This is a genomic window from Promicromonospora sp. NPDC060204, assembly GCF_042728455.1.
In the GTDB taxonomy this organism is placed as follows: domain Bacteria; phylum Actinomycetota; class Actinomycetes; order Actinomycetales; family Cellulomonadaceae; genus Promicromonospora.
Genome location: NZ_JBHWZO010000041.1, coordinates 1 through 24,447 on the forward strand (window position 1 = coordinate 1; position 24,447 = coordinate 24,447).

The window sequence follows — 24,447 nt, forward strand, 5'->3', positions numbered from 1 at the left end:
CTCCGGCACCAGGCCGGAGAGGGCGACGTCGGTCATGTCGTCTGCCACGAGGCGTGAGCCTACCGGCGACGCCTGGGCTGAGCGGCCTGTCCCTGGTGGTGACCAGGGACAAGCTGGGCCGAACCGGACGCGGCAGCGGCCAGCACGCTCTCGTCCGCACCCTCGGCCACGAGACCCGCGCGCAGGTCCATGACCTTCTTGGTGTGGGCCGCGATCTTGGGCTCGCGCTCCCGCAGCGTCACGTCGAGCGGCGTCGCGAAGAAGAGCGACGACAGCGCGCCCGCGGCGATACCGACGAACAGCGACAGCGAGATGTCCTTCAGCGTGCCGGCGCCCAGCAGGAAGCCACCCACGAAGAGGATGCCCGCGACGGGCAGCAGCGCCACCACGGAGGTGTTGATGGACCGGACCAGGGTCTGGTTCACCGCGAGGTTGGCCCGCTCGGCGTAGGTGCTGCGGGTCTGCTCGGTCACCGAGGCGGTGTTCTCACGCACCTTGTCGAAGACGACCATCTTGTCGTACAGCGAGAAGCCCAGGATGGTCAGGAAGCCGATGATCGTCGACGGCGTGACCTCCCAGCCGATCACCGCGTACACGCCGGCCGAGACCAGCACGTCGGTGAGCATCGCGACGACGGCCGCCACCGACATCCGCCAGGCGCGGAAGTAGATCGCCATGAAGACCGCGGCCGCCAGCACGAACGCGACGGTGCCCCACAGGGCCCGCATGCTCACGGACTGGCCCCAGGTCGGGCCGATGAAGTTCGACGTGACCTCGCCGACGTCGACGCCATAGGCGTCGGCGAGGGCCTGGCCGACCTGGTCGGTCTGCTCGGCGTCGAGCTGCGAGACCTGGACGCGGACGGCGTTCGCGCCGACCTGGCTGATGTGGGGCTCCTCGCCGGGAGCCACCGTCGCGACCGCCTCGATCGCGACGTCCTCGTCCGTGGTCGACGCACCGGAGACCGTGAACTCGGAGCCACCGCGGAAGTCGATGCCGAGGTTCAGGCCCTGGAAGACCAGCACGAGGACCGACGCCGCCGAGAAGAGCGCGACGATCGAGTACCAGAGCCGACGGCGCTGGACGATCGGGTACGACCGACGACCGGTGTAGAGGTCGTTACCCCACTGAGCGAAGCCACCCCGCGCCATCAGCTGTTCTCCTCGTTCTGAGCCTGCTGGGTCGCGTCTGCGGACCCTGCGGCAGCCTTGCGCTCGGCGGCACGCCGCTCCGCGATCGTCATCCTGCGGCCGTCCTCGCCGGTGCGCGGCGCCGGGGTCACGGACTGCGCCGTGACCAGCTCCCGGTCGGGCTCGGCGGTGCCGAAGTCGGGGACGTCCGTCGTCGCGTCGGGCTTCCCGCCGGACAGCCGGCCGGCGCCCCGGTACCGCGGCGTCACCTCGATGCGGTCGGCGGACAGGCCGGAGGCCTTGTGCCCGTCACGGAAGAACGGCACCTTGGCGAGCAGCTCCATCATCGGGTGCGTGAACCAGATGACCACCATGACGTCGATGATCGTGGTCAGGCCCAGGGTGAACGCGAAGCCGCGCACACCGCCGACGGTCATGAAGTACAGGATCACGGCCGACAGCAGGTTCACGGCCTTCGCGGCGTAGATCGTGCGGCGCGCACGGACCCAGCCCCGCTGGACCGCCAGGCGCAGGGATCTGCCGTCGCGTAGCTCGTCCCGGATACGTTCGAAGTACACGATGAACGAGTCCGCGGTGAAGCCGATGGCCACGATCAGACCCGCGACACCCGGCAGGGAAAGGCGGTAGCCCATGCCCCAGCTCAGGAGCGCGATCACCACGTAGGTCATGGCGCCGGCCACGACCAGCGAGGCCACGGTGAGCAGGCCGAGCGCACGGTACTGGAACAGCGAGTAGACGACGACGAGCGCGAGGCCGATGAGGCCGGCGAACAGGCCGCGCTGGAGCTGCTCGGAACCGAGCGTGGCGGAGATCTGGTTCTGTCCGTCGACCTGGAAGGTCAGCGGCAGCGAGCCGAAGCTGAGCTGGTTGGCCAGCGTGGCGGCCGACTGCTGCGTGAAGGAGCCGGAGATCTGCGCCTGGCCGTTGGTGATCGCGACGTTCGTGCTCGGCGCCGAGACGACGAGGCCGTCCAGCACGATGGCGAACTGGTTGCGCGGCTGCTCCAGGTTCACCAGGCGCTCCGTGGTCTCACGGAACTCCTTGGTGCCCTGCGAGTTGAAGTTGAGGTTGACGCCCCACTCGTTGGTGACCGTCCCGTTCGCGCCGGGCATGAGGCCCGACGACGCGCTGGTCAGGTTGGTGCCGTCCACCTCGACGGGGCCCAGGATGTACTTGGCCGCGCCGGTCTGGTCGCACGTGACGAGCAGCCGGTCGGGGTTGTCCCCGCCGCCGCCCTCGAGGTTCTTGGGGTCGGTGCAGTCCAGCGCGTCGTACTCGGCCTGGACCGACGGCGTGATCTGGGCCAGGTCGGACGGGTCGGTGGCCGCCTTGATGGCCGCGTCCTGCTCGGCGAGCTCCTTCTTGGTGGGCTCGTCCGCCGCGGCCGCGTCGCCGCCGTCGGCCTGGGCGTCCTCGCCCGTGCCGTCCGCGGAGGCCGACGGGCTCGCCGAGGGCTGCGCCGTCGGGACCGGGTTGCCGATGGCCAGGACCGGGCGGAACTTCATCTGCGCGGCCTTGGAGATCAGGGCGACGGTCTCGTCGTCCACCTTGCCCGGGATCTCGACCACGATCTGGTTGTCGCCCTGGCTGGCGATCTCGGCCTCGGTCACGCCGTTGGCGTCCACCCGCTGCCGGATCACGCCGATGGCCTCTTCCATCGCCTCCGGGGTGATCTCGGAGCCGTCCGAGGTGACGGCCTTCAGGATGACCTGGGTGCCGCCCTGGAGGTCGAGGGCCAGACCGGGTGCGAGGCTCGCGCCGTCCGGATTGTCGCTCGACTTTCCGTCGAGCTGCCAACCTGCCAAGAGGGCGCCGAAGGGCAGCAGGATCGTCAGGATCGTCAGGAGCACGATCGTGCGAACCGGCCGCGAGCGCCGGGTGTCAGTCGCCAACGTCTGTCTCTTCTCGTGTGCGCGCCGGGGTACGTCCGGCGCGGGTTCGGCGCCGTCCGGGGTCACCGGACGGCGCGGCCGTCACTTGCCGTCTGCGTCGGCGTCCCGTCGCTGCTGCTCCCGGTACTCGCGCTGGGCGGTGTCGAGGCCAGACAGATCGTCGGGGACGTCGGTCGCGTCGGGGCTGATCGTACTTCCCGTTTCGCTCTTTGCTGTGACGTCGGCCTCATCTGCCGTGTTGTCGGTGTCCGCGTCGTCGGCGACGGGCTCCTCGACCTGCTTGGAGATGGCGGCGCGGAGCCAGGTGGTCTGGCTGCCGGGGACGGACTCGATGGTCACCTGGTCGTTCGCGTCGTCCACCTCGACGACGGTCCCGATCATCCCTGAGGCGGTCATGACCTTGGCCCCGACCGTGAGGTTGTTCCGGAACTCCGCTGCCGCGCGCTGCTGCTTGCGGGTACGGGAGGACATGAAGAACATCGCCACGAGGAGGATCGCGACGAGAATGAGCATTTCCACGGTGAGGTCCCTGTTCGATTGCTGTGTCGGATGTGCTGCGCACGTTCGTGGCGCACGACGAGGATCCCAACCAGTGTAGTGCTCGGGCGCGGATCCCCGGGCTGCCCGCAGTAGGGGCGCCACAAGGACAACGTCAGGGGTCGAGCAAAGTTCCCGGGCCGGTGGTGCCGGTCGCGCTGCCGGGTGCGGCTCCGGGCGCCTGCGCGGGCGGGGTGAGGCCGAGGTGCTCCCAGGCTGCGAGGGTCGCGACGCGGCCGCGCGGGGTGCGCCCGACCAGTCCCTCGCGGACGAGGTACGGCTCGGCGACGGTCTCGACGGTCTCGGCCTCCTCGCCCACGGTCATGGCGAGCGTGGACAGGCCCACGGGCCCGCCGCCGAACCGGGTGCACAGGGCGGTGAGCACCGCGCGGTCGAGGCGGTCGAGGCCGATGAGGTCGACCTCGTAGACCTCCAGGGCCGCCCGCGCGGCGTTCAGGTCGAGCCGGCCGTCGCCCCGCACCTGTGCCCAGTCGCGCACACGGCGCAGCAGCCGGTTGGCGATGCGGGGCGTGCCCCGGGAGCGGCCGGCGATCTCGTGCGCGGCGGCGTGGTCGAGGTGCACGCCGAGCAGCCCGGCGGAGCGCAGGATGACCCGCTCCAGCTCCTGGGGTGTGTAGTAGTCCATGTGCCCGGTGAAGCCGAAGCGGTCGCGCAGCGGCGCGGGCAGCAGGCCGGAGCGCGTGGTGGCGCCGACCACGGTGAACCGTGGCAGCGCGAGCGGGATCGCGGACGCGCCCGCGCCCTTGCCGACCACGACGTCGACCCGGAAGTCCTCCATGGCGACATAGAGCAGCTCCTCGGCGGGGCGCGCGAGGCGGTGGATCTCGTCGATGAACAGCACGTCGCCCTCCTCCAGGGAGGACAGGACGGCGGCGAGGTCGCCCGCGTGCTGGATGGCGGGGCCGCTGGTGAGCCGCATGTGCGACTCGAGCTCGCCCGCGATGATCATGGCCAGCGTCGTCTTGCCGAGCCCGGGCGGGCCGGACAGGAGCACGTGGTCGGGCGGGTTGCCACGCGCCATCGCGGCCTGCAGCACCAGGGAGAGCTGGTCGCGCACGATGCGCTGGCCCACGAAGTCGTCGAGCCGCTTGGGGCGCAGCGCGGCCTCGGCGGCCCGCTCGATCTCGTCGGCGCTCGGGGCGACGATCCGGCCGCCGCCCTCCGTCTCGGTCGAGACCTCAGCCACGGTGGCCTCCCAGCACGCGCAGGGCCGCGCGCAGCGTCGAGGCGACCTCGTCGGCCGCCACGGAGTCGGCGCCCGCCTCGGCGAGCACCTTCGCCACGGCGTCGTCGGCCTGCTTGGCGGGCCAGCCGAGGCCCGCGAGGGCCTCGACGACGCGCTCGGAGTGGTCGGTGGCGCCCGCGGCGGCGCTGCGCGCGGCCTCGGCCGGCGCGAGGCCGGACGGCGGTCCCAGCCGGTCGCCGAGCTCCAGCACGATGCGCTGGGCGCCCTTGCGGCCGATGCCGGGCACCCGGGTCAGCGCGGCGAGGTCCTCGCCGGCGACCGCGCGGCGCAGGGCGTCCGGGGTGTGCACCGCGAGCATCGCGAGCGCCAAACGGGGCCCGACGCCGGAGACGGTCTGCACCACCTCGAACACGTCCCGCTCGTCGGGGTCGCCGAACCCGTACAGCGTCATCGAGTCCTCGCGGACCACCATGCTCGTGGCGACACCGGCGGTCTCTCCGACGCGCAGCGTGGCCAGGGTGGTGGGCGTGGCGTGCACCAGGTAGCCGACGCCGCCGACGTCGACCACCGCGCGGTCCAGACCCACGTGGGCCACGGTCCCCGTCAGCGAGGCGATCACGGGCTCCCCCTCCTTGCCTGCCGGCCCGGCTCGTCGAGCCGGTATCGAACGTCAGTGCGAGGAGCCTAACAAGCGGCGGGAGGTGTCCGGGGAGGCACGCCGTCAGCGGCGGGGACGCTGCTTGGCGGCCTGCTCGGCCGCGGCCCAGGCGCGCTGCGCGGGCGTGAGCTCGTGCCGGTCGCCGCCCTGCAGGGCCCCGGCGGGGCGCCACAGGTGGCAGACGGCGAGCGCGAGCGCGTCGGCGGCGTCAGCGGGCCGCGGGGGCTCGTCGAGGTCGAGGATGCGGGTGATCATCGTCGTCACCTGCGCCTTGTCGGCGCGCCCCGACCCGGTCACGGCTGCCTTGACCTCCGACGGCGTGTGCAGCGCGACGGGCACGCCGCGGCGGGCCGCGCCCAGCATGGCCAGGCCGGCCGCCTGGGCGGTCCCCATCACCGTGCCGACGTTGTGCTGGGCGAAGACCCGCTCGACGGCGACGACGTCGGGCACGTGCTCGTCCAGCCACGCGTCGAGGCCCTCGGCGATCTTGAGCAGCCGCAGGTCGGTGGACAGGTCCGCGTCCGAGCGGATCACCCCGACCGCGACCATCCGGGCCCGTCGCCCGGGCAGCGAGTCGACGACGCCCACGCCGCACCTGGTCAGACCTGGATCAACACCGAGAACGCGCACGAAGAAACCCTCTCACGTGCGGTTCCGCTGCCCGCGCGGACGCGGCCGGGGACCTGCTTACTCCTCCTCGTCGAGCGCGGCCATGACCTCGTCGCTCGCGTCGAAGTTGGCGTAGACGTTCTGCACGTCGTCGCTGTCCTCGAGCGCGTCGATGAGGCGCATGATCTTGCGGGCGCCCTCGACGTCCACCTCGACCTGCATGGAGGGGTGGAAGATCACGTCGGCCGAGTCGTACTCGATGCCGGCCTCCTGGATGGCCGTACGCACGGACACCAGGTCGGTCGCCTCGGTGAGGACCTCGATGACCTCGCCCTGGTCGGTGACGTCCTCGGCGCCGGCGTCGAGCGCGGCGAGCATGACCTCGTCCTCGCCCACGCCGTCGGCCTTCGGCACCACGATCAGGCCCTTGCGGGAGAACAGGTACGACACCGAGCCCGGGTCGGCCAGGTTGCCGCCGTTCCGGGAGAACGCGAGGCGCACCTCGGAGGCGGCCCGGTTCTTGTTGTCGGTGAGGCACTCGACCAGGACGGCGATGCCGTTGGTGCCGTAGCCCTCGTACATGATCGTCTGGTAGTCGACGGCGTCGGCGCCCTCGCCCGAACCGCGCTTCAGCGCGCGGTCGATGTTGTCGTTCGGGACCGACGACTTCTTCGCCTTCTGGACCGCGTCGAACAGCGTCGGGTTACCGGCGAGGTCGCCGCCGCCCGTCCGCGCCGCGACCTCGATGTTCTTGATCAGCTTCGCGAAGAGCTTGCCACGCTTGGCGTCGATCGCGGCCTTCTTGTGCTTGGTCGTGGCCCACTTGGAGTGACCTGACATGCCTCTACCTGACTCCTTGCTTTTTGACGGCTCTTATCAATTGCTGTGGAACGGCGGCGAGGGTACCGCTCAGCCGCCCGCGACCATGCTGACGAACAGCCCGTGCACGCGCGCGTCCCCCGTGATCTCAGGGTGGAAGGCGGTGGCGAGCAGCGACCCCTGCCGTGCTGCAACAATCCTACCGGCGGCCGCCACAGGACGGCCTTGTGTATCCACAGCCGGGATGCGGGACAGCACCTCGACCTCGGGCCCGGCCTCCTCGATCCAGGGGGCGCGGATGAACGCGGTACGCACCGGCCCGCCGTCGTCGACGTCGGAGATCCCTGCGAAGTCGAGGTCGGTCTCGAACGAGTCGACCTGCCGCCCGAAGGCGTTGCGCCGCACGACCACGTCCATGCCGCCGACGGTCTGCTGGTCGGCGGTCCCGTCCAGGATCCGGTCGGCGAGCAGGATCATCCCCGCGCACGAGCCGTACACCGGCAGCCCCTCCTTGATGCGGGCCTGCAACAGGTCGCGCAGCTCGAAGATGCGCAGCAGCTTGTCGATCGTCGTCGACTCCCCGCCGGGCAGCACGAGCCCGTCGACCGCGGCCAGCTCCCCCGGCCGGCGCACGGTCACGCCGTGCGCCCCGACGGACTCGAGGGCGGCCAGGTGCTCGCGGACGTCACCCTGCAGGGCCAGGACACCGATGGTCGGGTTGCTCACAACCGTCCATCTTACGGCGGCAGCCGACCGACCTGGGACGTCACGGGTTGTGCCCCAGCAGGAAAAAGGGCGACAGACGAGCCGCCCGCGTCCTGTTGGTCCGCTCCGCTACGGCATCAGGTCAGCCCAGTCGGCCGGGACTCCCATGTCGGCCAGCGAGACCACCCCGTCCGCAGGGAAGGCGGAGAGCAGGCTCATCAGGTCGGCCTTCCAGGCGCCGTCCGCCGAGACCTTGTCCATCAGGAAGCACAGCACCATCAGCGCTGGATAGAGCCGAGCGCGATCACGGTGCTCCAGCCCGGCGAGGTGCTTGAGCCCCTTGATCCCCTGGAGCGCCGACACACGCACCGTGTCCGTGAAGTGCCGGTTCCAGAGCCGCGCATGGTGGGCACAGGTGTTCCGGGCGATGTTCAAGGTCCTCAGCCAGTTGGCGAGGACCGCCCCGTCGCCGGCACCGGTCGGGTCGACGACGTCGAGCTGGCGGGCGATCTCGTCACGGTCACGCCGCTTGAGTCCCTGGAAGAGCACCGAGAGGGCGCCGAAGTCCACGACCTCCAGAGCCGCCCAGATCGGCAGGTCACCTCCGTACTTCCGACCGTAGTGCGCGACGTACTCCTCGCTCGAACGAGCCTGGTGTGCTCGAAGCTTCGCCACCCAGCTCGCGTGCCGCGACGGCCCTGCCCTGACCGGACGCGGAGAAACGCGCCTCGAGATGCCGGGGATCGAGATGCGCGAACGGCCCGCGACGGCCCAGAGCATCGGTCACCCTCACCCGGATCGCCACCTCGACCCGCTCGACGGCGTCCATAGTCAGAAGCTTGAGCCGACGATCGAACTCGTACACCCGAAGCACCTGGTCCAGGTCCGTGGCCGCGACGACGTCCGCGGTGCGCACGGGGCGGCCGTGGAGCGACGAAGCCGCCTGGTCGATGGCGCGGTAGGGATACCAGTAGCCGCTGAGGCGGTGATAGCCGATCTGGCCCAGCGCGAACACGCACGACGCGCCGTCGAGCCGCATGCCGCGTCGTCTCAGCAAGGCTTCCTGCTGGGGGATCGACAGGTGTGGCTTCAGATACTGGGACATGGCGCTTCCTCGAGATGTGCGGCCGGTTGAGGCCTTGAGCAGTTGCTGGGACCTGGAAGATCCCGCTCACTGGCTCCCGAGGATAGGAGCGCCTTCGCAAATCCTCTAGGCGAAAGCGTGATTGCCGAGCACGAAGACAAATGAAGACCGGCCCGTGATCGCTGGGCGATCAGAGGGACCGGTCGTGTTGCCTGAATTCTACGGGGGGCTGGGGCGCGACGCAACGCGCGCACCGCCGGCTCGGCGGCCTCAGTCGTCGAACTGCTCGCCCAGGTGGCGGACCTCGCCGTTCCAGCCGGCCACCAGGTGGTCGACGACGTCGGGCAGCTCCGGCGGGAAGACCTCCAGCGGCTGCGCGCGCAGCTCTGCCGCCGTCAGCCAGGCCATCTCGTCGAGCAGCTCGCGCTCGGCGTCGGTCCAGCCGTCGGCCGTGACCTCCACGGCGTCCGGGATCCGCACGAGGTAGAACACCTCGTACTGCCGGCACGTCTCGGCGAAGAAGTCGAAGATGCCCGTCCGCGTGAGCACCGGTCCCACAAGGTCGCCCGCGGCGAGCTCGAGGCCCACCTCCTCGCGCGTCTCGCGCAGCGCGGCCTGCTCCGGCGTCTCCCCCGCGTCGATCCCGCCGCCCACCGTGAACCACCAGGACCGCTCAGGCTGGTTCACGTCGTGCCCGCGCATCACGAGCACCCGGCCGGCGTCGTCCAGCACGATGACGCGCGCCGCCGAGCGCTCGCGGACGCCGTCGGGCCCCGGCACCCAGTCGTCCCCGAGGGAGGTGGTGCCGGGCCCGCCGGCGGTCTCGGGCAGGTGACCCGTCATGCGGTGTGCTCCTCGTGCTGGGGTCCGGTGTGCAGCGCCGTCACGACGTGGCGCCGCAGCAGGTCGAGGCGGATCTCCCGCGCCCTGGTCATGTGCGCGGACGCGAGCGCACGGGCGGCGCCCGCGTCCCGCCGTCGGACGGCGTCGATCAGGGCCGCGTGCTCGTCGAGCGCCTCCGCCCAGCGCCCCGGGACCGACAGCGTCGAGTGCGGGGTGCGGACCAGGTGCACGGTGAGCCGGCGCAGGATGTCCTGGAGCACGGGGTTGTGCGTGGCCGTCCAGATCGCCTCGTGGAACTCGATGTTGGTCAGGGCGCGCGCGGCGTCGTCCGGGTCCTGGAGCGAGCGGTCCCGCTCCAGGAGGGACTCCAGCCGCAGCAGGTCGGCCTCCGTGCGGCTCTGCGCCGCCTCGGCGGCGGTCTCGCCCTCCAGCAGGATGCGGACGTTGTAGATCTGGATCACCTCGTCCGCCTCGACGGCGCGCACCACGAGCCCGCGCGACGACGACGTCAGCAGCCGGTCGTGCTCCAGCCGGCTCAGCGCCTCCCGCACGGGCGTGCGCGAGACGCCGAACCGTTCGGCGACCGCCACCTCGCGCACGGGGTCACCGGGCCGGAGGGTCCCGTCCTGGATGTCGGCGCGCAGGCCGTCGTAGATCGCCGAGGCGTCCACCTTGCCGCGCTGCTCCTTCGTCACCGACGCTCCTCCCACTCTGCTGGACCGAACTGCCCGACTGCTCGACCTGCCCCACCCGCGCGGCCGGACGCCGGCCAGGCCACCCGGCCGGCGCCCGCCCTCAGGCGAGCCGGCCCGCCCGCCGGCCGAACACGGCGCCCGACACGAGGCCGGTGCCCCCGGGATAGTTCCCGCTGAACAGGCCGCCGAGCATCTCGCCGCAGACGAACAGCCCGTCGATCGGCGCACCCGATTCTCTCAGGACACGCCCGTCGGTGTCCGCCCGGAGGCCGCCGAACGTGAACGTGATCCCGCAGGTCACAGGGAATGCATAGTACGGCGCGGTCTCCACGGGGACCGCCCAGTTGCTCTTCGGCGGCTCGACGTCCGCGCGCCGCCCGTCCTTGACCGCGGCGTCGAACGGCACCGACCGGTCGATCGCGGCGTTGAAGTCGCCCACGGTGGTGGCCAGCGCGGTCTCATCGATGCCGAGGGCGGCCGCGAGCTTCTCGACGCTGTCGGCCGTCACCACGGAGGTTCCGGCCGCGTCGTACTCCTCCGAGCGCAGCATCGGCCGCGTCGTGGCGTCGAAGATCTGGTAGGCGACGCCCCCGGGCTGAGCCAGGATCCGCGCCCCGTACTTCGCGTACGTGTAGTTCCGGTAGTCGGCCCCCTCGTCGAGGAACCGCGCGCCGTCCCGGTTGACGACGACGCCGAGCGGGTAGCCGCCGCGGGTGAGCTGGTTGGTCACCGTCCGGTCGCCGACGTCGTCCGCGCCCGCGTCCCACGCGACGGAGTGGCACGTCGACCAGTCGCCGTAGGCCTGGGCACCGATCGCGAGCGCCGCCCGCAGCATGTCGCCGGTGTTCAGCGGAGTGCCCCGCACCTTGGCCCGCTGCCAGCCCTCGCCGAGGTGCTCGCGCCGCATGTCGGCGTCGGCCTCGAAGCCGCCGGCGGCGAGGACCACGGACTCGGCCCGCAGCTCCGCCTCGGTGCCGTCGGCGTCCACGTACCGCAGGCCGACGACGCGGTCGCCCTCGGTCACCAGGGCGGTGGCGGCGCAGCCGTAGCGGACCACGACGCCGGCCGCGGCGGCCGCCGCCTCGTGCTGTTCCACGAGGCCCTTGCCGCCGCCGGTGCTGCCTATCGCGAGCCCACCCCAGAACACGTGGCGGCCCGCGTCGGCCCCGCGCTCGCTGAGGTAGGCCTGGCGCTCGTACATCAGCCGGAAGCGCAGCCCGTGGCCCTTGAGCCAGCGCATCGTGTCCTCGCTGTCGTCGACGAGCCGTTCGGTGAGGTCCGGGTCGTTGGCGCCGCCGGTCACGCGGGCCATGTCGGACAGGTAGTCCTCGCGCGTGTAGGGCGGCAGCGTCGAGGTGTCGAGGCGGTCGTCGTCGTCCACCAGGTCGCGGACGGAGGCGACGTCGCCGTGCGTCACCCGCATGGCGCCCGCGGTGTAGAAGGAGTTGCCGCCGTGCTCGCCGCGGACCCCCTTCTCCAGCAGCAGCACCCGTCGTCCGCGTTCGGCCGCGGACAGCGCGGCGCTGTGCCCCGCGTTGCCCCCGCCGACCACGACGACGTCGTACGAATCCAGCTGTTCCGGCATGCGCGCTCCTCGCGTCTCAGGGCGTTCCGACGCCCACCCACGGTTGTGCTCGGCAGAATACGTCTGTATACAAAGGCATGCAAGGTTGTGATCACCGTCGTTCCCGACCATGGAGAAGGGTCAGTCATGCCCCCACCACCCGCACCGGACGAAGAGCGCGCCGCGCCGTCCGGCGAGCGACCCCGCCGCGCCCGCGGCCCCCTGCCGTACGTCGTCGCCGCCGTGCTCGCCGTGGTGCTCGTGACCGTGACGGTCACGCGCGGCGGCACCTCGGACGTCGCCGACCAGGCGCTGGGCGACCAGCAGCTCAAGATCATGGCGCCCGCCGACCCGGGCGGCGGCTGGGACCAGACCTCCCGCGCGATGCAGGCGGCGCTGCAGGAGCTCGCCGGCCGCACCGAGGTCTACAACGTGGGCGGCGCGGGCGGCACGATCGGGCTCAGCCAGTTCGCCCAGCTCGACGGGCAGAGCCATCAGCTCATGACCACCGGGCTGATCATGGTCGGCGCGATCGCCGCCAACGGCTCGGCCAACACGCTCGCCGACGTCACTCCCCTGGCCCGGCTCACCACCGACAGCCAGGTGATCGTGGTACCGGCCGCGTCGGACATCGAGACCATGGACGACCTCGCCGACCGGATGCGCGAGCGGCTGCCGTCCGTCTCGTTCGCGGGCGGCTCCGCGGGCGGGACCGAGCAGATCCTCGCGGGGCTCGTCGCCAAGGACCTCGGGCTGGACCCCGGCGACGTCAACTACATCGCGCACTCGGGCGGCGGCGAGGCCGTCGCGACGCTGCTGTCGGGCAGCGCCGTCGCCGGCATCTCCGGGATCTCCGAGATCAAGGCGCAGATCGACGCCGGGCAGATGCGGCCGCTGGCGGTCTCCAGCGCGGAGCGCGTGGAGCTGCTGCCCGACGTGCCGACGCTGCGCGAGTCCGGCATCGACGTGGAGCTCACCAACTGGCGGGGCGTCGTCGCCCCGGCCGGCATCACCACCGAGCAGGAACAGGCCCTGGAGGACCTCGTGATGGCCATGACCGAGACCGACGAGTGGCAGGCCACCGTCCGGCGCGAGGGCTGGGGCGACGTCGCCCTGGCCGGACCCGAGTTCGAGGAGTTCCTCGACGACGAGATCGTGCGCACCACGCAGATCATCGACGAGCTCGGCCTGAGCGGTGCCCGATGACGGGCGGGACGGACCGGCGGCGTACCGCCCTGGCGAGCGTCATCCTCGGCGGGCTCATGGTTGTGCTCGGCCTCGTCGTCCTCGTGCAGGCCGTGCGGCTCGACAACGGCGACCACGTGATCGGGCCGGCGACCATGCCCTGGGTGATCAGCGCGCTGCTCGTCGTCGTCGGCGCGCTCGTGGCCCTGAGGTCGGCGCGGGACCTCGGCGCGTGGCGCGACGACCCCCAGACCTCGCCGCAGGACTGGAAGCGCGCCGCGGTGCTGCTGGCGGTCCTGGTCGCGTTCGCGGTCGTCGCCCCGTACCTGGGGTACGTGGTCTCGGCCACCCTGCTCTTCGGCACCGTCGCCGTCGTCCTCGGGGCGCCGGCCCGGCTGCGCTCGTACGCCTACGGCTGGTGCGTGGCGGTGGTCGTCTTCCTCGTCTTCGACGTGGTCATCGGCATCTCCCTGCCCGCGGGCCCGTGGGGCTTCTAGGAAAGGCCTGACATGGAATCCTTCACCCTGCTGCTGGACGGCTTCGCCGACGCCGCCACCCCGGCCAACCTGCTCTGGGCCCTCCTCGGCGTCACCATCGGCACCGCCGTCGGCGTGCTGCCCGGGATCGGGCCTGCCCTCACGGTGGCGCTGCTGCTGCCGCTGACGTTCCGGCTCGAACCGACCGGCGCGCTCATCCTCTTCGCCGGCGTCTACTACGGCGGGATGTACGGCGGCTCGACGTCGGCGATCCTGCTGAACACGCCCGGCGAGTCCGCCTCGATGGTCGCGGCCATGGAGGGCAACAAGATGGCCAAGGCCGGGCGGGCGGCGTCGGCCCTCGCGACGGCGGCCATCGGATCGTTCGTGGCCGGGACCATCGCGACGGTCCTGCTGACGTTCGTGGCGCAGCCCTTCGCGGACCTCGCGGTGAGCTTCACGCCCGCCGACTACGTGGCGATGATGGCCATCGCCTTCGTCACCGTCGCGAGCCTCCTGGGCGCCTCGCCGCTCAAGGGCTTCGCCTCGCTGGTCATCGGCCTGACGATCGGCCTGGTCGGGATCGAGTCGCAGAGCGGGCAGGCCCGCCTGACGTTCGGGCTGCCGAGCCTGCTGGACGGCATCGACGTCGTCGTGGTCGTGATCGCGCTCTTCGCCATCGGCGAGGTCTTCGCGCACGCCTTGCGGGGCGGTGGCGGCGGCACGGTGACACCGCTCAAGGGCCGCGCGGTGATGTCCCGCGAGGACTGGCGGCGGTCGTGGCCGGCCTGGCTGCGCGGCACCGCCTTCGGCTTCCCGATCGGCGCGCTGCCCGCGGGCGGCGCCGAGATCCCCACGTTCCTGTCGTACGCCACGGAGAAGAACCTCTCCAAGCACAAGGACGAGTTCGGGCACGGCGCCATCGAGGGCGTCGCCGGACCGGAGGCGGCCAACAACGCCGCCGCCGCCGGCGTGCTGGTGCCGCTGCTCACCATCGGGCTGCCCACGTCCGCCACGGCGGCCGTGATCCTGACGGCGTTCCAGGCCTACGGGCTGCAGCCCGGCCCGCAGCTCTTCAGCGAGTCCGGACCGCTGGTCTACGCGCTGCTGGCGTCGCTGTTCATCGGCAACCTGATGCTGCTCGTGCTGAACCTTCCGCTCGCCCGGGTCTGGGCCAAGATGCTGCAGATCCCGGCGTACGGCATCTACGCGGGCATCCTGGTCTTCGCCACGCTCGGCGCGCTCGCCTCCGGCGGCGGACTGGCGGACCTGATGGTGCTCTACGTGATCGGGGCGCTGGGCGTGCTGATGGCGATGGCCGACGTGCCCGTCGCGCCGGCGATCGTCGGGCTGATCCTGGGGCCGCTGTTCGAGAAGCAGCTCCAGCGCGCGCTGCTCATCTCCGAGGGCGACCCGGCCGTGCTGTTCGACAGCACGCTCAGCATCGTGCTGTGGGTGGTCGCCGCGCTCGGGCTGGTGGTGCCGGTCGTGATCGGCCGGCTCAAGAGGCGGGCCACCCGCGTGTGAGAGCAGGGTCGGAGCGGCCCCGCGGACACGGCGTCCGCGGGGCCTCTCGGGCGGCACGGCTCACCCGCGCGGCTTCGTCCGCTTGGTCGGGGCCGCCGTGAGCGGGTCCTCCGGCCACGGGTGACGGGGGTAGCGGGCCCGGAGGTCGGCCCGGACCTGGGGGTAGCCCTGCTTCCAGAACGAGGCGAGGTCGCTCGTGATCGCAGTCGGGCGTCCGGCGGGCGACAGCAGGTGAAGGACGACGGGGACGCGACCGTCCGCGACGGCCGGGGTGGTGGTCCAGCCGAACACCTCCTGCAGCTTCACCGCGAGGACGGGCGGCTCGACGCCGTCGTACGTGAGCCGCACCTGCGAGCCCGACGGGACCCGGAGCCGTTCCGGGGCGAGCTCGTCGAACCGCGCGGCCGCGGGCCAGGGCAGCAGGCGCCTCAGGGCCGACGTCACGTCGATCCGGGCGAGGTCGCGCGCGCCCCGCACCGCGGCGAGCTCGGTGCCCAGCCAGTCGTCGAGCCCGGCCAGCAGCGCGTCGTCGTCGACCGCTGGCCACGGGGCGCCGAGGTGGGCGTGGCAGAACGCGAGCCGCTCCCGCAGGGCGAGTGCGGCCTCCGACCAGCGCAGCACGGACAGGCCCTCGCGCCGGATGCCGTCGCGGACGGCCGCCTGAACCAGCAGCGGGTCGGGCTTCGCCAGCGGGACGTCGCCCAGGACGATCGCGCCGAGCGCCTCGACGCGTCGCGTCACGACCCGGCCGCCGTCCCAGCGGATCTGGTCGGTGGTCGTCACGAGGTCGCCCGCGACGTCCCGCGCCGTGGCCTCGTCGATCGGCACCGCGGACCGGATCCGGGCGTCGGCGCGGCCAGGCGCCCGGTCGGCGACCGCGATCGCCAGCCAGGTCGTGGACCGCAGCGGCGACTGCGGGTCCAGCGCGGCGCCCGTGCCGCCGGACATCTGGTAGGTCGCCGAGCCGGCCCCTCGGGCCCGTGCGATCCGCTCCGGGTACGCCAGCCCCACCACGATCCCCACCGCGAGATCGTCGGGCACCCCGCGCGTCGCCGAGCCGTCCGCCGGGCCGTCTGAGCCGACCGGCGCGCCGCCGGTCGTCGCACCGGCGCCCGTCGTCGTGCCCCGGCCCAGGCGCTTCGCCTCCTCCCGCCAGCGGGCCGTGGCCGCGCGGTCCTCGCCCCGGCGCAGGGCCCGCCAGCGGGCGGGCAGGTCGTCGCCGCGGCCGGAGTCGTCCGAGAGCAGCGCGACGACCTCGCGCGCCCGGTCGGCGCCGACCCGCGGCGCGCCGTCAAGCAACGCGCGGGCCAGGCGGGGATGCGCGCCGACCGCCGCCATCCGCCGGCCCCGCTCCGTGATCCGGCCGGCGTCGTCCACGGCGCCGATCCGGCCCAGCAGCTCGGTGGCCGCGGTCAGCGCCGGCGCCGGTGGCGCGTCGAGCAGGGTCAGGCCCGCCCCGGCGGGCGCGCCCCACGCCGCGAGGTCGAGGGCGAAGGACGCGAGGTCGGCGATCGCGATCTCCGGCGCCGGATGGTCGTCGAGCCGGCCGTGGTCGGTCGCGGACCAGCACCGGTAGACCCGGCCCGGCGCCTCCCGCCCGGCGCGCCCCGCCCGCTGGTCGGCCGACGACCGCGAGACCCGGCAGGTGACCAGCGTGCCGAGCCCCCGGGACTGGTCGGTCCGTGGCTCCCGGGCGAGGCCCGAGTCCACCACCACCCGGACGCCCGGGACGGTCAGCGAGCTCTCCGCGACCGACGTCGTGACCACGATCCGGCGCGTGGCGGACGGCGCCAGCGCGCGGTCCTGCTCGGCCCTCGACTGCCGGCCGAACAGGGGCAGCACGTTCTCGCCGGCCAGCCGGCGGGTCACGCCGTTGATCTCGGCCTCGCCGGGCACGAACACGAGCACGTCGCCCTCGTTCTCGGCCAGCGCGCGCCGGACGACGGCCGCGACGTGGTCCAGCAGGCGCGGGTCGACCCGCCCGCCGGGCAGCAGCGGGGCGGGGACCGGCGGCGGGGCCCACTCGACCGCCACGTCGAACAGCGCGGCGGACGCGGTGACCACGGGCGCCGGGACGTCCGTGCCCAGCGCGCGGCTCAGCCGGACCGTGTCCGCCGTGGCCGACGTCGCGACGAGCGCCAGGTCCTCCCGAAGGTTGGCCCGGACGTCGATCGCGAGCGCGAGCAGCAGGTCGGCGTCGAGGTGCCGCTCGTGGCACTCGTCGATCACGATCGCGGAGACGCCCGGCAGCTCCGGGTCCCGCTGCAGACGCCGCACGAGGAGCCCCGTCGTCACGACCTCGACGCGGAGTCCGGCGCCGCCGCTGCGCTCACCCCGCATCGCGTAGCCGACCCGCTGCCCGAGCGGCTCGCCGACGAGCGTCGCCAGCCGGGCCGCCGCAGCGCGGGTCGCCATCCTGCGCGGCTCGGCGACGACGACCGTGCCCCCGAGTGCGTCGGCCAGCGCGAGCGGCAGCAACGAGGTCTTGCCCGATCCGGGCGGCGCGACCAGCACCGCGGTACCGCTCGACCGCACGGCGTCGACCGTGGCGGGCAGGACGGCCCGGACGGGCAGGTCCGCCCCCGGCGTCGACAGATCAGGCAGCAGCACGCCCCGACCGTAACCGACGGACACCCTGCAACAATGCGTTCTCGTGAACCATCTGCTGGACCTCGGGTCCCGGAAGTTCTGGCGACTGGTCGGCAGGCCCGTCGACCTCGCCGGCGAACACTCCTGGTTGCGCGCCCCGGTGAGCAGCTCCTCCACCGTCGGGGACGGCTGGCTCGCCGCCGAGGCCGCACACCATGGCGGCACGGTCGAGGACGACACGGCGCCCACCGGCTCCCCGGCCGGCCCCGCACCTGGCCTGCTCCCCGCGATGTCGGTGCTCGACGGTCCCGGGTTCGACGCGTCCCGGCTGGATCCCCGGATCCGCGACTTCTACGAGCACACCGCCGCCTGGCACATGGAGGTGTGGTCCGGATGGTCACCGCTGTTCTGGCTCGCCGGCGAGCTGGTCGCCCGGCTGTTCGCCCGCCGGATCGAGCAGCTGTCCCTCCCGATGCGCCCGCTCGACGTCGCGCACGGGATGGACAGCAGGGTCCGCGTGATCCGGGACGGGGACGGCCAGCAAGTGGGCGCCGCGTGGCTGCGGACGCTCCGGCCGTCGGGCCGCTACGTGTTCAGCGGCTGCTACTCGGCGCGTCGGCTCCCGGGCAGCGCGCAGCCGAGCGTGCACGTGGCGTTCCCGCTCGAGTCCGGCAACGTCCAGGTGTTCCTGCGCCCGGCCGTCACCGCCGAGGGCGGGCTCGTCCTGGAGTCGCCCGCGGGCCGGTTCGGGCAGGACGGCGCGTACGTCGTCGCGCGCGACGGCGGGCGGGACTTCGCGGCGCGTGTCCCGCTCCACGAGACGTTCCGCCTGTACGTCGACCCGTACGGCGTGCTGCGCACGGACCACGAGCTGCGGATGTGGCGCACCTGGATGATGCGCCTGCACTACAAGATGGACCGCGACGAGACGGAGCGCGCCCGATGATGCACACCTTCCACCTCGCCGAGCTGCCGGCCGCCGTGACGGCCCGCGCGCTGCTGCGAGCGCCGTCGGGCACCACCACGCCCGGGCTGGACCACGCGGAGTGCCTGGCGCTCATGCGCCTGGGGGCGCCCACCGTCTCCCCGGACCGGCTGCAGCTGCGGCGGATCGCGGTCTTCGCGCAGTGGCGCGACGAGGACGCCGTCGACCGCTTCCTGGCCGACGACGTCCTCGGCCGGCACCTGGCGACCGGCTGGCACGTCCGGCTGGAGTACCTGCGCCGATGGTCCCGGCTGGCGGCCCTACCGGGCCTGGCCGCCCGCACCGGCGACTGGGACCAGGAAGAACCCGTGGTCGCGGTGACCGTCGCACGGATGCGCCTGCCCGAGGTGCCCCGGTTCCTGCGGTGGGGCAAGCCCGTCGAACGTCAGGTGCGCGACCACCCCGGCACGACGCTCGCCCTGGCCGGTTTCCGGCCGCCGGGCACGATCTCCACGTTCTCCGTGTGGCGCACCGTGCGCGAGATGGAGTCGATGGTGCACGGCCGCGCCGCCCACGCGCCCCGTGCGGCGCCCGCGGACCGACGGCACGTGGACGCCATGGTCGAACGGCGGCGGCGTGACTTCCACCACGAGTTCGCGACCTTCCGGTTCCGCCCGCTCGCGGAGCACGGCGCCTGGGAGGGACGGACCGGGATCGTCCCGGTGGGCTGACCCCGGTCCGCGGCGCTGGTGCGGTCAGGCGGCCACGCGCGGCAGCAGCGTCTCGGTGAACTGCCAGATCAAGGACGAGTCGTGCGTGTGGAAGGCCGCCCCCGAGTAGTAGGTGCGGTTGCGGCCCTGGAGCGTGCCGAGGCGGCGGTAGAAGCCGGCGCGGACGGCGGCGGCCGGCACCGTCAGCTCGAACGGGGTGTGGCTGGCGAAGGTGGCGAAGTCGGGGCGCGTGGTCGGTACGGTGCCGGCCTCACCCAGGCGGAGGACGCTCGCCCGGATCTCGTTCTGCACCGCCCGGTCCGACAGCGCGACGGGGCTGCCGAACTTGACGTTGTGCAGGCCGGGGAGGCCGGTCGGGGAGATGACGTAGACGCCGGGGAGCTGGGGCGTGTTGAACGGGGTGTCCAGGCCGACGTTGCGCACCGACAGGTTGTCGGGGAGCCCGGAGTTGCGCAGCACGCCGGTGTAGTAGGCGCTGTTGCGGAACTGGCCGAAGAGGTTGCGCTCCAGGCCGTCGAGGTCGAACCCGTCCAGGTTGCCGAGCAGGGGCGGGATCGTCACCAGGACCTTCCGGGCGCGGATGGTCCGCGGTCCGGCGGGCGTGTCGACGCGGACGGCGGCGTCCTTCCCGCCGTCCCGGTCGGTGGAGACGACGCGGCTGTTCAGCAGCACGTCGTCGCCCAGCTCGGCGAGCGCCTTCTCGTAGAGCTCGCTGTTGTTCCGGCGCGAGGTGCTGAGGAACCCGGTCTGGAGGTTGCGCAGGATGTCCGAGCCGAAGTTCTTCATCACGTACAGGGTCGGCTGGCTCAGCAGGTCGCCGAGGCCCTGGCCGAACTGAACGACCGTCGGCACCACCTCGTCGAGGCCGTGCTTGCGCACGAAGTCGCCGAACGGCAGGAGCAGGTCCGCCGGCACCGGGTCGGGCAGCTCGAAGCCGTACTCCAGGTACGGGAACCTGGCGAGCTGTTCGCCGTACAGGGCCAGCGCCGCGCCGGGGTTCGGCGGCGTGTAGCCCGGGACCTCGCGGCCCGTGCGGTAGTCGGCGTAGAGGGTCTGCCCGGCGCTGAACGACGCCTTCTGCAGCGGGATGTCGAAGCGCTCGAACCACTGCCGCACCAGGGGCTGGTCGTGCCAGACGACGACGCCGATGTCGAGCGTGCTGCCCGTGGCGGGGTCGGTGTACGTCTGCGTGTGCCCGCCGAGCCGCCCGTTGCGCTCGACCACGACGACGCTCTGCCCCAGCTCCCGAAGCCGGATCGCCGCGTACGTCCCGGCCGCACCGCCACCGATCACTGCGACGTCGCGCACGATGTCGCCTCCGCCGCGCGCCTCCACGCCGGCAGCGGGGCTCGCCGCCGCGGACCCGAGCGCCACCGCCCCGGCGCCCGTCCCGATCAGTCTCAGCATCTCTTTGCGGCTCAGGTTCACGGCGAGTTCCTCTCGAAGGGCAGCGCAAGACTGCGGCAGGGGTCGAGCTGGTGGATCTTCGTCACATCGGGGGTGCCGATTTGTCGCAAACGTCCCGTGCACCCTAGCAACGGGTGGTCGGACGGCGCAGGCCGCCAGATATCCTTCGGCGGTGCCAACGAAAGCGGGGATCGACCCGGACGAGCTCGCCACCACCCTTCGCGTGCTGAGCCAGCTCCATGACCTCGAGCCCGACCACCCCGACGTCAAGACGGTCAAGCAGGCGACCGGCTACATGTGGAAGCTGCTCAAGAAGTCCCGCAAGGCCGCGGTCCGCGAGGAGCTCCAGGCGCACGACCGGGCCATCATCGAGCGGACGGCGACCGGTTCGGCGGCGCGGATCGACGACGAGACCGCGGGCATCCCGCTGGTCTCCTCCGTGCCGGGGGCGTTCGCCGGGGAGCTGCGCACCGCCCGCGGCTGCTACATCTGCAAGACGGACTACGTGCTGGTCGACTCGTTCTACCACTGGCTGTGCCCGGACTGCGCCGCGAAGAGCCACGCACGGCGCGACCAGCGCACGGACCTGACCGGCCGCCGCGCCCTGCTCACCGGGGGCCGCGCGAAGATCGGCATGTACATCGCGCTGCGCCTGCTGCGCGACGGCGCCCACCTCACGATCACCACCCGCTTCCCGAAGGACGCGGTGCGCCGCTTCTCGGCGATGCCCGACGCCGCCGACTGGCTGCACCGGCTCAAGATCGTCGGGATCGACCTGCGCGACCCCACCCAGGTGATCGCCCTGGCCGACGACGTCGCCGCGGCGGGCCCGCTCGACATCCTGATCAACAACGCGTGCCAGACGGTCCGCCGGTCGCCGGGGGCGTACTCGCAGCTCGTCACGGGCGAGTCGGCGCCGGTCCCCCCGCTCCCCCTCGGCCTCCAGCCGCCGGAGATGGTCACGTTCGACCACGTCTCGGAGGCGCACCCGGCTGCGATCGCGGGCGCCCTGGCCGCCCTGTCGGTCGCCCACCACGAAGGGCAGTCGCAGGACGACGCCGTCGCGACGCACACCGCGGCGTCCCTGACGGCGCTGGCCCTGAGGGCGGGCTCGGCCTCCCTGGACGCCCACCTGGCGGGCACGGCGGTCGACGCCGGCGGGCTGCTCCCCGACGTGCAGAAGAACAACTCGTGGACCCAGGTCGTGGACGAGGTCGACCCGCTGGAGCTCCTGGAGGTCCAGCTCTGCAACGCGATCGCGCCGTTCTTGCTCATCTCCCGGCTGCGCCCGGCGATGCGGGCCGCGACGTCCGCGTCGCGGCGCGGGTACGTCGTCAACGTCTCGGCGATGGAGGGGCAGTTCTCCCGCCGGTACAAGGGCGCGGGACACCCGCACACCAACATGGCCAAGGCCGCCCTGAACATGCTGACCCGGACCTCGGCCGGGGAGATGTTCGAGAAGGACCGGGTCCTGATGACCGCGGTGGACACCGGGTGGATCACGGACGAGCGCCCGCACCAGGAGAAGCTGCGGATCGCCGCCGAGGGCTGGCACGCGCCCCTCGACCTGGTCGACGGCGCCGCCCGCGTCTACGACCCGATCGTCCAGGGCGAGGCCGGGACCGACCTGTACGGCTGCTTCCTCAAGGACTACGAGCCGTCGCCCTGGTAGCGGCGTAGCCACACCGACGTGCCGGGGAGCCACGGCTCTCCGGCGGGATCAGAGCGCGAGCGCGACCTCGACCGCCTGCTCCGCGGGGCACGGGTGGTCGGGGACGACCCCGACGCCCTCCCAGTTGGTGCCGGTGACGGCGTGCACCGACCGCGCTATCGGGACGTGGAGCTGCAGGTGGGCGGTGAGGTCGAACGCCTCCCGCGGGTGGGCCCCGCCCACCGTCGTCTCGCCGACGACGACCGCCCGGCCGAGCGCCTGCAGGTCGTAGGCGAGCTCCTCACCGCCGCTGAACGTGCGGCTGCTGGTCAGGACGACGACCGGGACGTCGGGCAGCCTCGGCGCGACGTCCGGCGTGGTGAACGACGGTTCGACCGTGCCGTCGCGGTGGACGAGGTCCAGGAGGTGCGTCGGCTCGTCGCCGAGCAGGTGGCTCACCAGCAGGGCGACGGACTCGGGGACGCCACCGACGCAGCCCCGCAGGTCGACGACGAGCCGACGCACGCCCTGGAGCAGCGTGAACGCCGCCGACGCGCCCGGGCGGACGTACTCCGGCGGCAGGATCAGCGGGCCGATCGTCAGCAGGCCCACGTTGCCCTCCAGGCGGCGCACCTCGCTGATCGCGGGGCCGTGCTCCCGGGCCAGCGCGGCGAAGTAGGCGCGCACCTCCTCCTCGTCCTGCTCGGGAGGCACACCCTCCGGGTAGTGCCGCACCCGCAGGTGCCGGTCGCCGTTGACCGACTGCAGCACGGTCGTGGCGGCCTCGGCGAACGCCGGCTCGTCGACCGCGTCGACGGTGAGCTCGTCGAGCGCGTCGGCGACGTCCTGCGCCACGTCGGGAAAGACGTAGTGGGTTCTCACGAGGTCCTGGACCTGGGCGATCAGCATGCGCGGAGTCAACCGAACAGCCTGATGAGGCGTCAACGGGGTTTCCCGCAAGTCGCTGTTCTGCAGGAACCAAGTCGCTGTTCTGCAATGCAAGATCGCTGACTCAGCCCCGCATGCAGCTGCGTTCGGCCAGCCGGTGCGGCTCCGGGATCTCGTCGAACGCGACCACGACCTCGGGCCGAGACGCGCCCCATCGTGCTAATCTGGTTCCATCACGATCAGCCCGTTGCCGCAAGGCGCGGGCTGATTTTCTTTTCCCAGGGAGGACCATGGCGGAGTACGCGAAGCCGTGGCTGTCCGTCGACGAGCAGATCGACCGGCTGGCGGGGCACGGAATTGGGATCGAGGACCGCAGCCGAGCCACGTCGGTCCTGCAGTCAGTCGGCTACTACCGACTCACCGGCTACCTCTACCCGTTCCGCGAGTCCGAGCAGCACCTCGACGACGAGGGCCGCACGCGGATCCGCGTACTCAGCGACTACCGGGCGGGCACGACACTGCGGCACGCCGAGGACATCATCGACTTCGACCGGCAGCTGCGCATGCTGGTCATGGACGGCGTCGAGCGCATCGAGGTCGCCGTCCGCATGCGGATCGGCTACGTGCTCGGCAGGAGATCCCCCTTCTCCTACGAGGACCCGAACTGCTTCACCGAGGCCTTCACCGCCGAGAGCACCGATGACCGGGACCCCGCGCCGAGCAGGCACGTGCAGTGGCTCCAACGCGTCAACGACAGGAAGGCCAGCTCCGACGAGCGGTTCGTCGAGCATTTCCGGGAAAAGTACGACGACCGCATGCCGGTCTGGGCGCTCACCGAGATTCTCGAGCTGGGCCACCTCTCCGTCCTCTACCGTGGCATGCACCAGAAGGACGCCGAGGAGATCGCCCTGGCGTTCGGAGTCCCGACCAAGAAGATCATGACCAGCTGGCTCGCCAGTCTGAACTACGTCCGCAACGTCGCTGCACACCATTCCCGACTGTTCAACAGGAAGCTCCAGCACGCGCCGGCCCGTCCGAAGGCGGGGCAGATCCCGGTCCTCGACCACCTGCGGGACGAGGAGACGGCCAAGGGCGTCTTCGGGACCTACAACGCCCTCGCCGTGATCGCCTACATCCTGCCGTCCATCGACGCCGACTCGGACTGGGCGAAACAGCTGGCAGCGCTGCTGCGGGAGTTCCCGGCCTCGCATGCCCTCACGATCGCATCGACGGGGACTCCAAGGGGCTGGGAGTCGCTCGACCTCTGGCGCGGCTGACCTGACGGTCCGCGAGCCAGTGCTGCA

23 protein-coding genes are annotated in these 24,447 nt (G+C 72.4%); 7 read left to right on the forward strand and 16 right to left on the reverse strand.

Going from position 1 to position 24,447, the window contains the following annotated elements; genetic code table 11:
* Window positions 1-59: 59 nt before the first annotated feature.
* The 13 genes from secF to tcuA all read right to left on the reverse strand — a co-directional run bounded on the left by secF (window position 60) and on the right by tcuA (window position 11,785).
* Entirely contained in the window at window positions 60-1,151 is a 1,092-nt protein-coding gene (gene secF, locus ACFWEJ_RS07780) for a protein translocase subunit SecF (RefSeq protein WP_377228625.1), read from the reverse strand.
* Complete coding sequence (secD, locus tag ACFWEJ_RS07785) at window positions 1,151-3,043, reverse strand: protein translocase subunit SecD (protein ID WP_377228626.1); 1,893 nt, start codon at window positions 3,041-3,043, stop codon at window positions 1,151-1,153. The genes secF and secD overlap by 1 nt, the downstream gene beginning before the upstream one ends.
* 81 nt (window positions 3,044-3,124) lie before the next feature.
* The gene (gene yajC, locus ACFWEJ_RS07790; RefSeq protein ID WP_377228649.1) at window positions 3,125-3,556 is read right to left on the reverse strand and encodes a preprotein translocase subunit YajC; all 432 of its coding nucleotides are present in this window, start codon (window positions 3,554-3,556) and stop codon (window positions 3,125-3,127) included.
* Between the two features lie 139 nt (window positions 3,557-3,695).
* On the reverse strand, window positions 3,696-4,787 hold the full coding sequence (gene ruvB / locus ACFWEJ_RS07795) for a Holliday junction branch migration DNA helicase RuvB (protein ID WP_377228627.1): 1,092 nt from the start codon (window positions 4,785-4,787) through the stop codon (window positions 3,696-3,698).
* Window positions 4,780-5,406 (reverse strand): Holliday junction branch migration protein RuvA, encoded by a 627-nt coding sequence (gene ruvA / locus ACFWEJ_RS07800; protein ID WP_377228628.1) that lies wholly within the window; start codon window positions 5,404-5,406, stop codon window positions 4,780-4,782. The genes ruvB and ruvA overlap by 8 nt, the downstream gene beginning before the upstream one ends.
* A 102-nt stretch (window positions 5,407-5,508) precedes the next feature.
* On the reverse strand, window positions 5,509-6,075 hold the full coding sequence (gene ruvC / locus ACFWEJ_RS07805) for a crossover junction endodeoxyribonuclease RuvC (protein ID WP_182616973.1): 567 nt from the start codon (window positions 6,073-6,075) through the stop codon (window positions 5,509-5,511).
* Window positions 6,076-6,132: 57 nt separating this feature from the next.
* A complete protein-coding gene (locus ACFWEJ_RS07810; RefSeq protein ID WP_036963114.1) occupies window positions 6,133-6,894 on the reverse strand; it encodes a YebC/PmpR family DNA-binding transcriptional regulator in 762 nt (253 codons plus the stop codon).
* Between the two features lie 69 nt (window positions 6,895-6,963).
* Window positions 6,964-7,599 (reverse strand): pyridoxal 5'-phosphate synthase glutaminase subunit PdxT, encoded by a 636-nt coding sequence (pdxT, locus tag ACFWEJ_RS07815; RefSeq protein ID WP_036963115.1) that lies wholly within the window; start codon window positions 7,597-7,599, stop codon window positions 6,964-6,966.
* Between the two features lie 108 nt (window positions 7,600-7,707).
* The gene (locus tag ACFWEJ_RS07820) at window positions 7,708-8,253 is read right to left on the reverse strand and encodes an Abi family protein (protein ID WP_377228629.1); all 546 of its coding nucleotides are present in this window, start codon (window positions 8,251-8,253) and stop codon (window positions 7,708-7,710) included.
* Entirely contained in the window at window positions 8,177-8,683 is a 507-nt protein-coding gene (locus ACFWEJ_RS07825; RefSeq protein WP_377228630.1) for an Abi family protein, read from the reverse strand. Before ACFWEJ_RS07825 ends, ACFWEJ_RS07820 begins: the two co-directional genes overlap by 77 nt.
* A gap of 249 nt (window positions 8,684-8,932) precedes the next feature.
* Window positions 8,933-9,505, reverse strand: coding sequence for an NUDIX hydrolase (locus ACFWEJ_RS07830; protein ID WP_377228631.1), 573 nt, complete (start codon window positions 9,503-9,505; stop codon window positions 8,933-8,935).
* On the reverse strand, window positions 9,502-10,200 hold the full coding sequence (locus ACFWEJ_RS07835) for a GntR family transcriptional regulator (RefSeq protein ID WP_377228632.1): 699 nt from the start codon (window positions 10,198-10,200) through the stop codon (window positions 9,502-9,504). The genes ACFWEJ_RS07830 and ACFWEJ_RS07835 overlap by 4 nt, the downstream gene beginning before the upstream one ends.
* Window positions 10,201-10,300: 100 nt before the next feature.
* Window positions 10,301-11,785 (reverse strand): FAD-dependent tricarballylate dehydrogenase TcuA, encoded by a 1,485-nt coding sequence (gene tcuA / locus ACFWEJ_RS07840; protein ID WP_377228633.1) that lies wholly within the window; start codon window positions 11,783-11,785, stop codon window positions 10,301-10,303.
* A gap of 126 nt (window positions 11,786-11,911) precedes the next feature.
* Here tcuA and ACFWEJ_RS07845 point away from each other — a divergent pair, with 126 nt between their 5' ends.
* The 3 genes from ACFWEJ_RS07845 to ACFWEJ_RS07855 are packed head-to-tail and all read left to right on the forward strand — an operon-like array spanning window position 11,912 to window position 14,952.
* Window positions 11,912-12,970 (forward strand): Bug family tripartite tricarboxylate transporter substrate binding protein, encoded by a 1,059-nt coding sequence (locus ACFWEJ_RS07845; protein WP_377228634.1) that lies wholly within the window; start codon window positions 11,912-11,914, stop codon window positions 12,968-12,970.
* The gene (locus tag ACFWEJ_RS07850) at window positions 12,967-13,446 is read left to right on the forward strand and encodes a tripartite tricarboxylate transporter TctB family protein (protein ID WP_377228635.1); all 480 of its coding nucleotides are present in this window, start codon (window positions 12,967-12,969) and stop codon (window positions 13,444-13,446) included. The genes ACFWEJ_RS07845 and ACFWEJ_RS07850 overlap by 4 nt, the downstream gene beginning before the upstream one ends.
* Before the next feature lie 12 nt (window positions 13,447-13,458).
* On the forward strand, window positions 13,459-14,952 hold the full coding sequence (locus ACFWEJ_RS07855) for a tripartite tricarboxylate transporter permease (RefSeq protein ID WP_377228636.1): 1,494 nt from the start codon (window positions 13,459-13,461) through the stop codon (window positions 14,950-14,952).
* Between the two features lie 60 nt (window positions 14,953-15,012).
* Here ACFWEJ_RS07855 and hrpB read toward each other — a convergent pair whose 3' ends face one another.
* Window positions 15,013-17,562: an ATP-dependent helicase HrpB gene (hrpB, locus tag ACFWEJ_RS07860; RefSeq protein ID WP_377228637.1), complete on the reverse strand. Its 2,550-nt coding sequence runs from the start codon at window positions 17,560-17,562 to the stop codon at window positions 15,013-15,015.
* Window positions 17,563-17,605: 43 nt separating this feature from the next.
* Between hrpB and ACFWEJ_RS07865 the strand changes: the two genes are divergently transcribed.
* Together ACFWEJ_RS07865 and ACFWEJ_RS07870 are read left to right on the forward strand one after the other, a co-directional pair.
* Window positions 17,606-18,487 carry a hypothetical protein gene (locus ACFWEJ_RS07865; RefSeq protein WP_377228638.1) on the forward strand — a complete coding sequence of 294 codons (882 nt, stop codon included), beginning with the start codon at window positions 17,606-17,608 and terminating at the stop codon, window positions 18,485-18,487.
* Window positions 18,484-19,197, forward strand: coding sequence for a hypothetical protein (locus ACFWEJ_RS07870; RefSeq protein ID WP_377228639.1), 714 nt, complete (start codon window positions 18,484-18,486; stop codon window positions 19,195-19,197). The genes ACFWEJ_RS07865 and ACFWEJ_RS07870 overlap by 4 nt, the downstream gene beginning before the upstream one ends.
* A 24-nt stretch (window positions 19,198-19,221) precedes the next feature.
* Here ACFWEJ_RS07870 and ACFWEJ_RS07875 read toward each other — a convergent pair whose 3' ends face one another.
* Window positions 19,222-20,604 carry an FAD-dependent oxidoreductase gene (locus ACFWEJ_RS07875; protein WP_377228640.1) on the reverse strand — a complete coding sequence of 461 codons (1,383 nt, stop codon included), beginning with the start codon at window positions 20,602-20,604 and terminating at the stop codon, window positions 19,222-19,224.
* Window positions 20,605-20,776: 172 nt separating this feature from the next.
* Here ACFWEJ_RS07875 and ACFWEJ_RS07880 point away from each other — a divergent pair, with 172 nt between their 5' ends.
* Window positions 20,777-22,276, forward strand: a complete 1,500-nt coding sequence (locus ACFWEJ_RS07880; protein WP_377228641.1) for an SDR family NAD(P)-dependent oxidoreductase — start codon at window positions 20,777-20,779, stop codon at window positions 22,274-22,276.
* A gap of 48 nt (window positions 22,277-22,324) precedes the next feature.
* Here ACFWEJ_RS07880 and ACFWEJ_RS07885 read toward each other — a convergent pair whose 3' ends face one another.
* The gene (locus tag ACFWEJ_RS07885) at window positions 22,325-23,257 is read right to left on the reverse strand and encodes a S41 family peptidase (RefSeq protein ID WP_377228642.1); all 933 of its coding nucleotides are present in this window, start codon (window positions 23,255-23,257) and stop codon (window positions 22,325-22,327) included.
* Between the two features lie 176 nt (window positions 23,258-23,433).
* On the opposite strand from ACFWEJ_RS07885, the gene ACFWEJ_RS07890 reads away from it, so the two are divergent.
* Complete coding sequence (locus ACFWEJ_RS07890) at window positions 23,434-24,420, forward strand: Abi family protein (protein ID WP_377228643.1); 987 nt, start codon at window positions 23,434-23,436, stop codon at window positions 24,418-24,420.
* Window positions 24,421-24,447 lie beyond the last annotated feature (27 nt).

Excerpts from the sequence above, each read along its gene's own strand:
- secF (WP_377228625.1), bottom strand. The coding sequence starts at position 1,151 with ATGGCGCGGGGTGGCTTCGCTCAGTGGGGTAACGACCTCTACACCGGT.
- yajC (WP_377228649.1), bottom strand. The coding sequence starts at position 3,556 with ATGCTCATTCTCGTCGCGATCCTCCTCGTGGCGATGTTCTTCATGTCC.
- ACFWEJ_RS07810 (WP_036963114.1), bottom strand. The coding sequence starts at position 6,894 with ATGTCAGGTCACTCCAAGTGGGCCACGACCAAGCACAAGAAGGCCGCG.
- ACFWEJ_RS07825 (WP_377228630.1), bottom strand. The coding sequence starts at position 8,683 with ATGTCCCAGTATCTGAAGCCACACCTGTCGATCCCCCAGCAGGAAGCC.
- ACFWEJ_RS07830 (WP_377228631.1), bottom strand. The coding sequence starts at position 9,505 with ATGACGGGTCACCTGCCCGAGACCGCCGGCGGGCCCGGCACCACCTCC.
- tcuA (WP_377228633.1), bottom strand. The coding sequence starts at position 11,785 with ATGCCGGAACAGCTGGATTCGTACGACGTCGTCGTGGTCGGCGGGGGC.
- ACFWEJ_RS07845 (WP_377228634.1), top strand. The coding sequence starts at position 11,912 with ATGCCCCCACCACCCGCACCGGACGAAGAGCGCGCCGCGCCGTCCGGC.
- ACFWEJ_RS07850 (WP_377228635.1), top strand. The coding sequence starts at position 12,967 with ATGACGGGCGGGACGGACCGGCGGCGTACCGCCCTGGCGAGCGTCATC.
- ACFWEJ_RS07855 (WP_377228636.1), top strand. The coding sequence starts at position 13,459 with ATGGAATCCTTCACCCTGCTGCTGGACGGCTTCGCCGACGCCGCCACC.
- ACFWEJ_RS07870 (WP_377228639.1), top strand. The coding sequence starts at position 18,484 with ATGATGCACACCTTCCACCTCGCCGAGCTGCCGGCCGCCGTGACGGCC.
- ACFWEJ_RS07875 (WP_377228640.1), bottom strand. The coding sequence starts at position 20,604 with ATGCTGAGACTGATCGGGACGGGCGCCGGGGCGGTGGCGCTCGGGTCC.
- ACFWEJ_RS07890 (WP_377228643.1), top strand. The coding sequence starts at position 23,434 with ATGGCGGAGTACGCGAAGCCGTGGCTGTCCGTCGACGAGCAGATCGAC.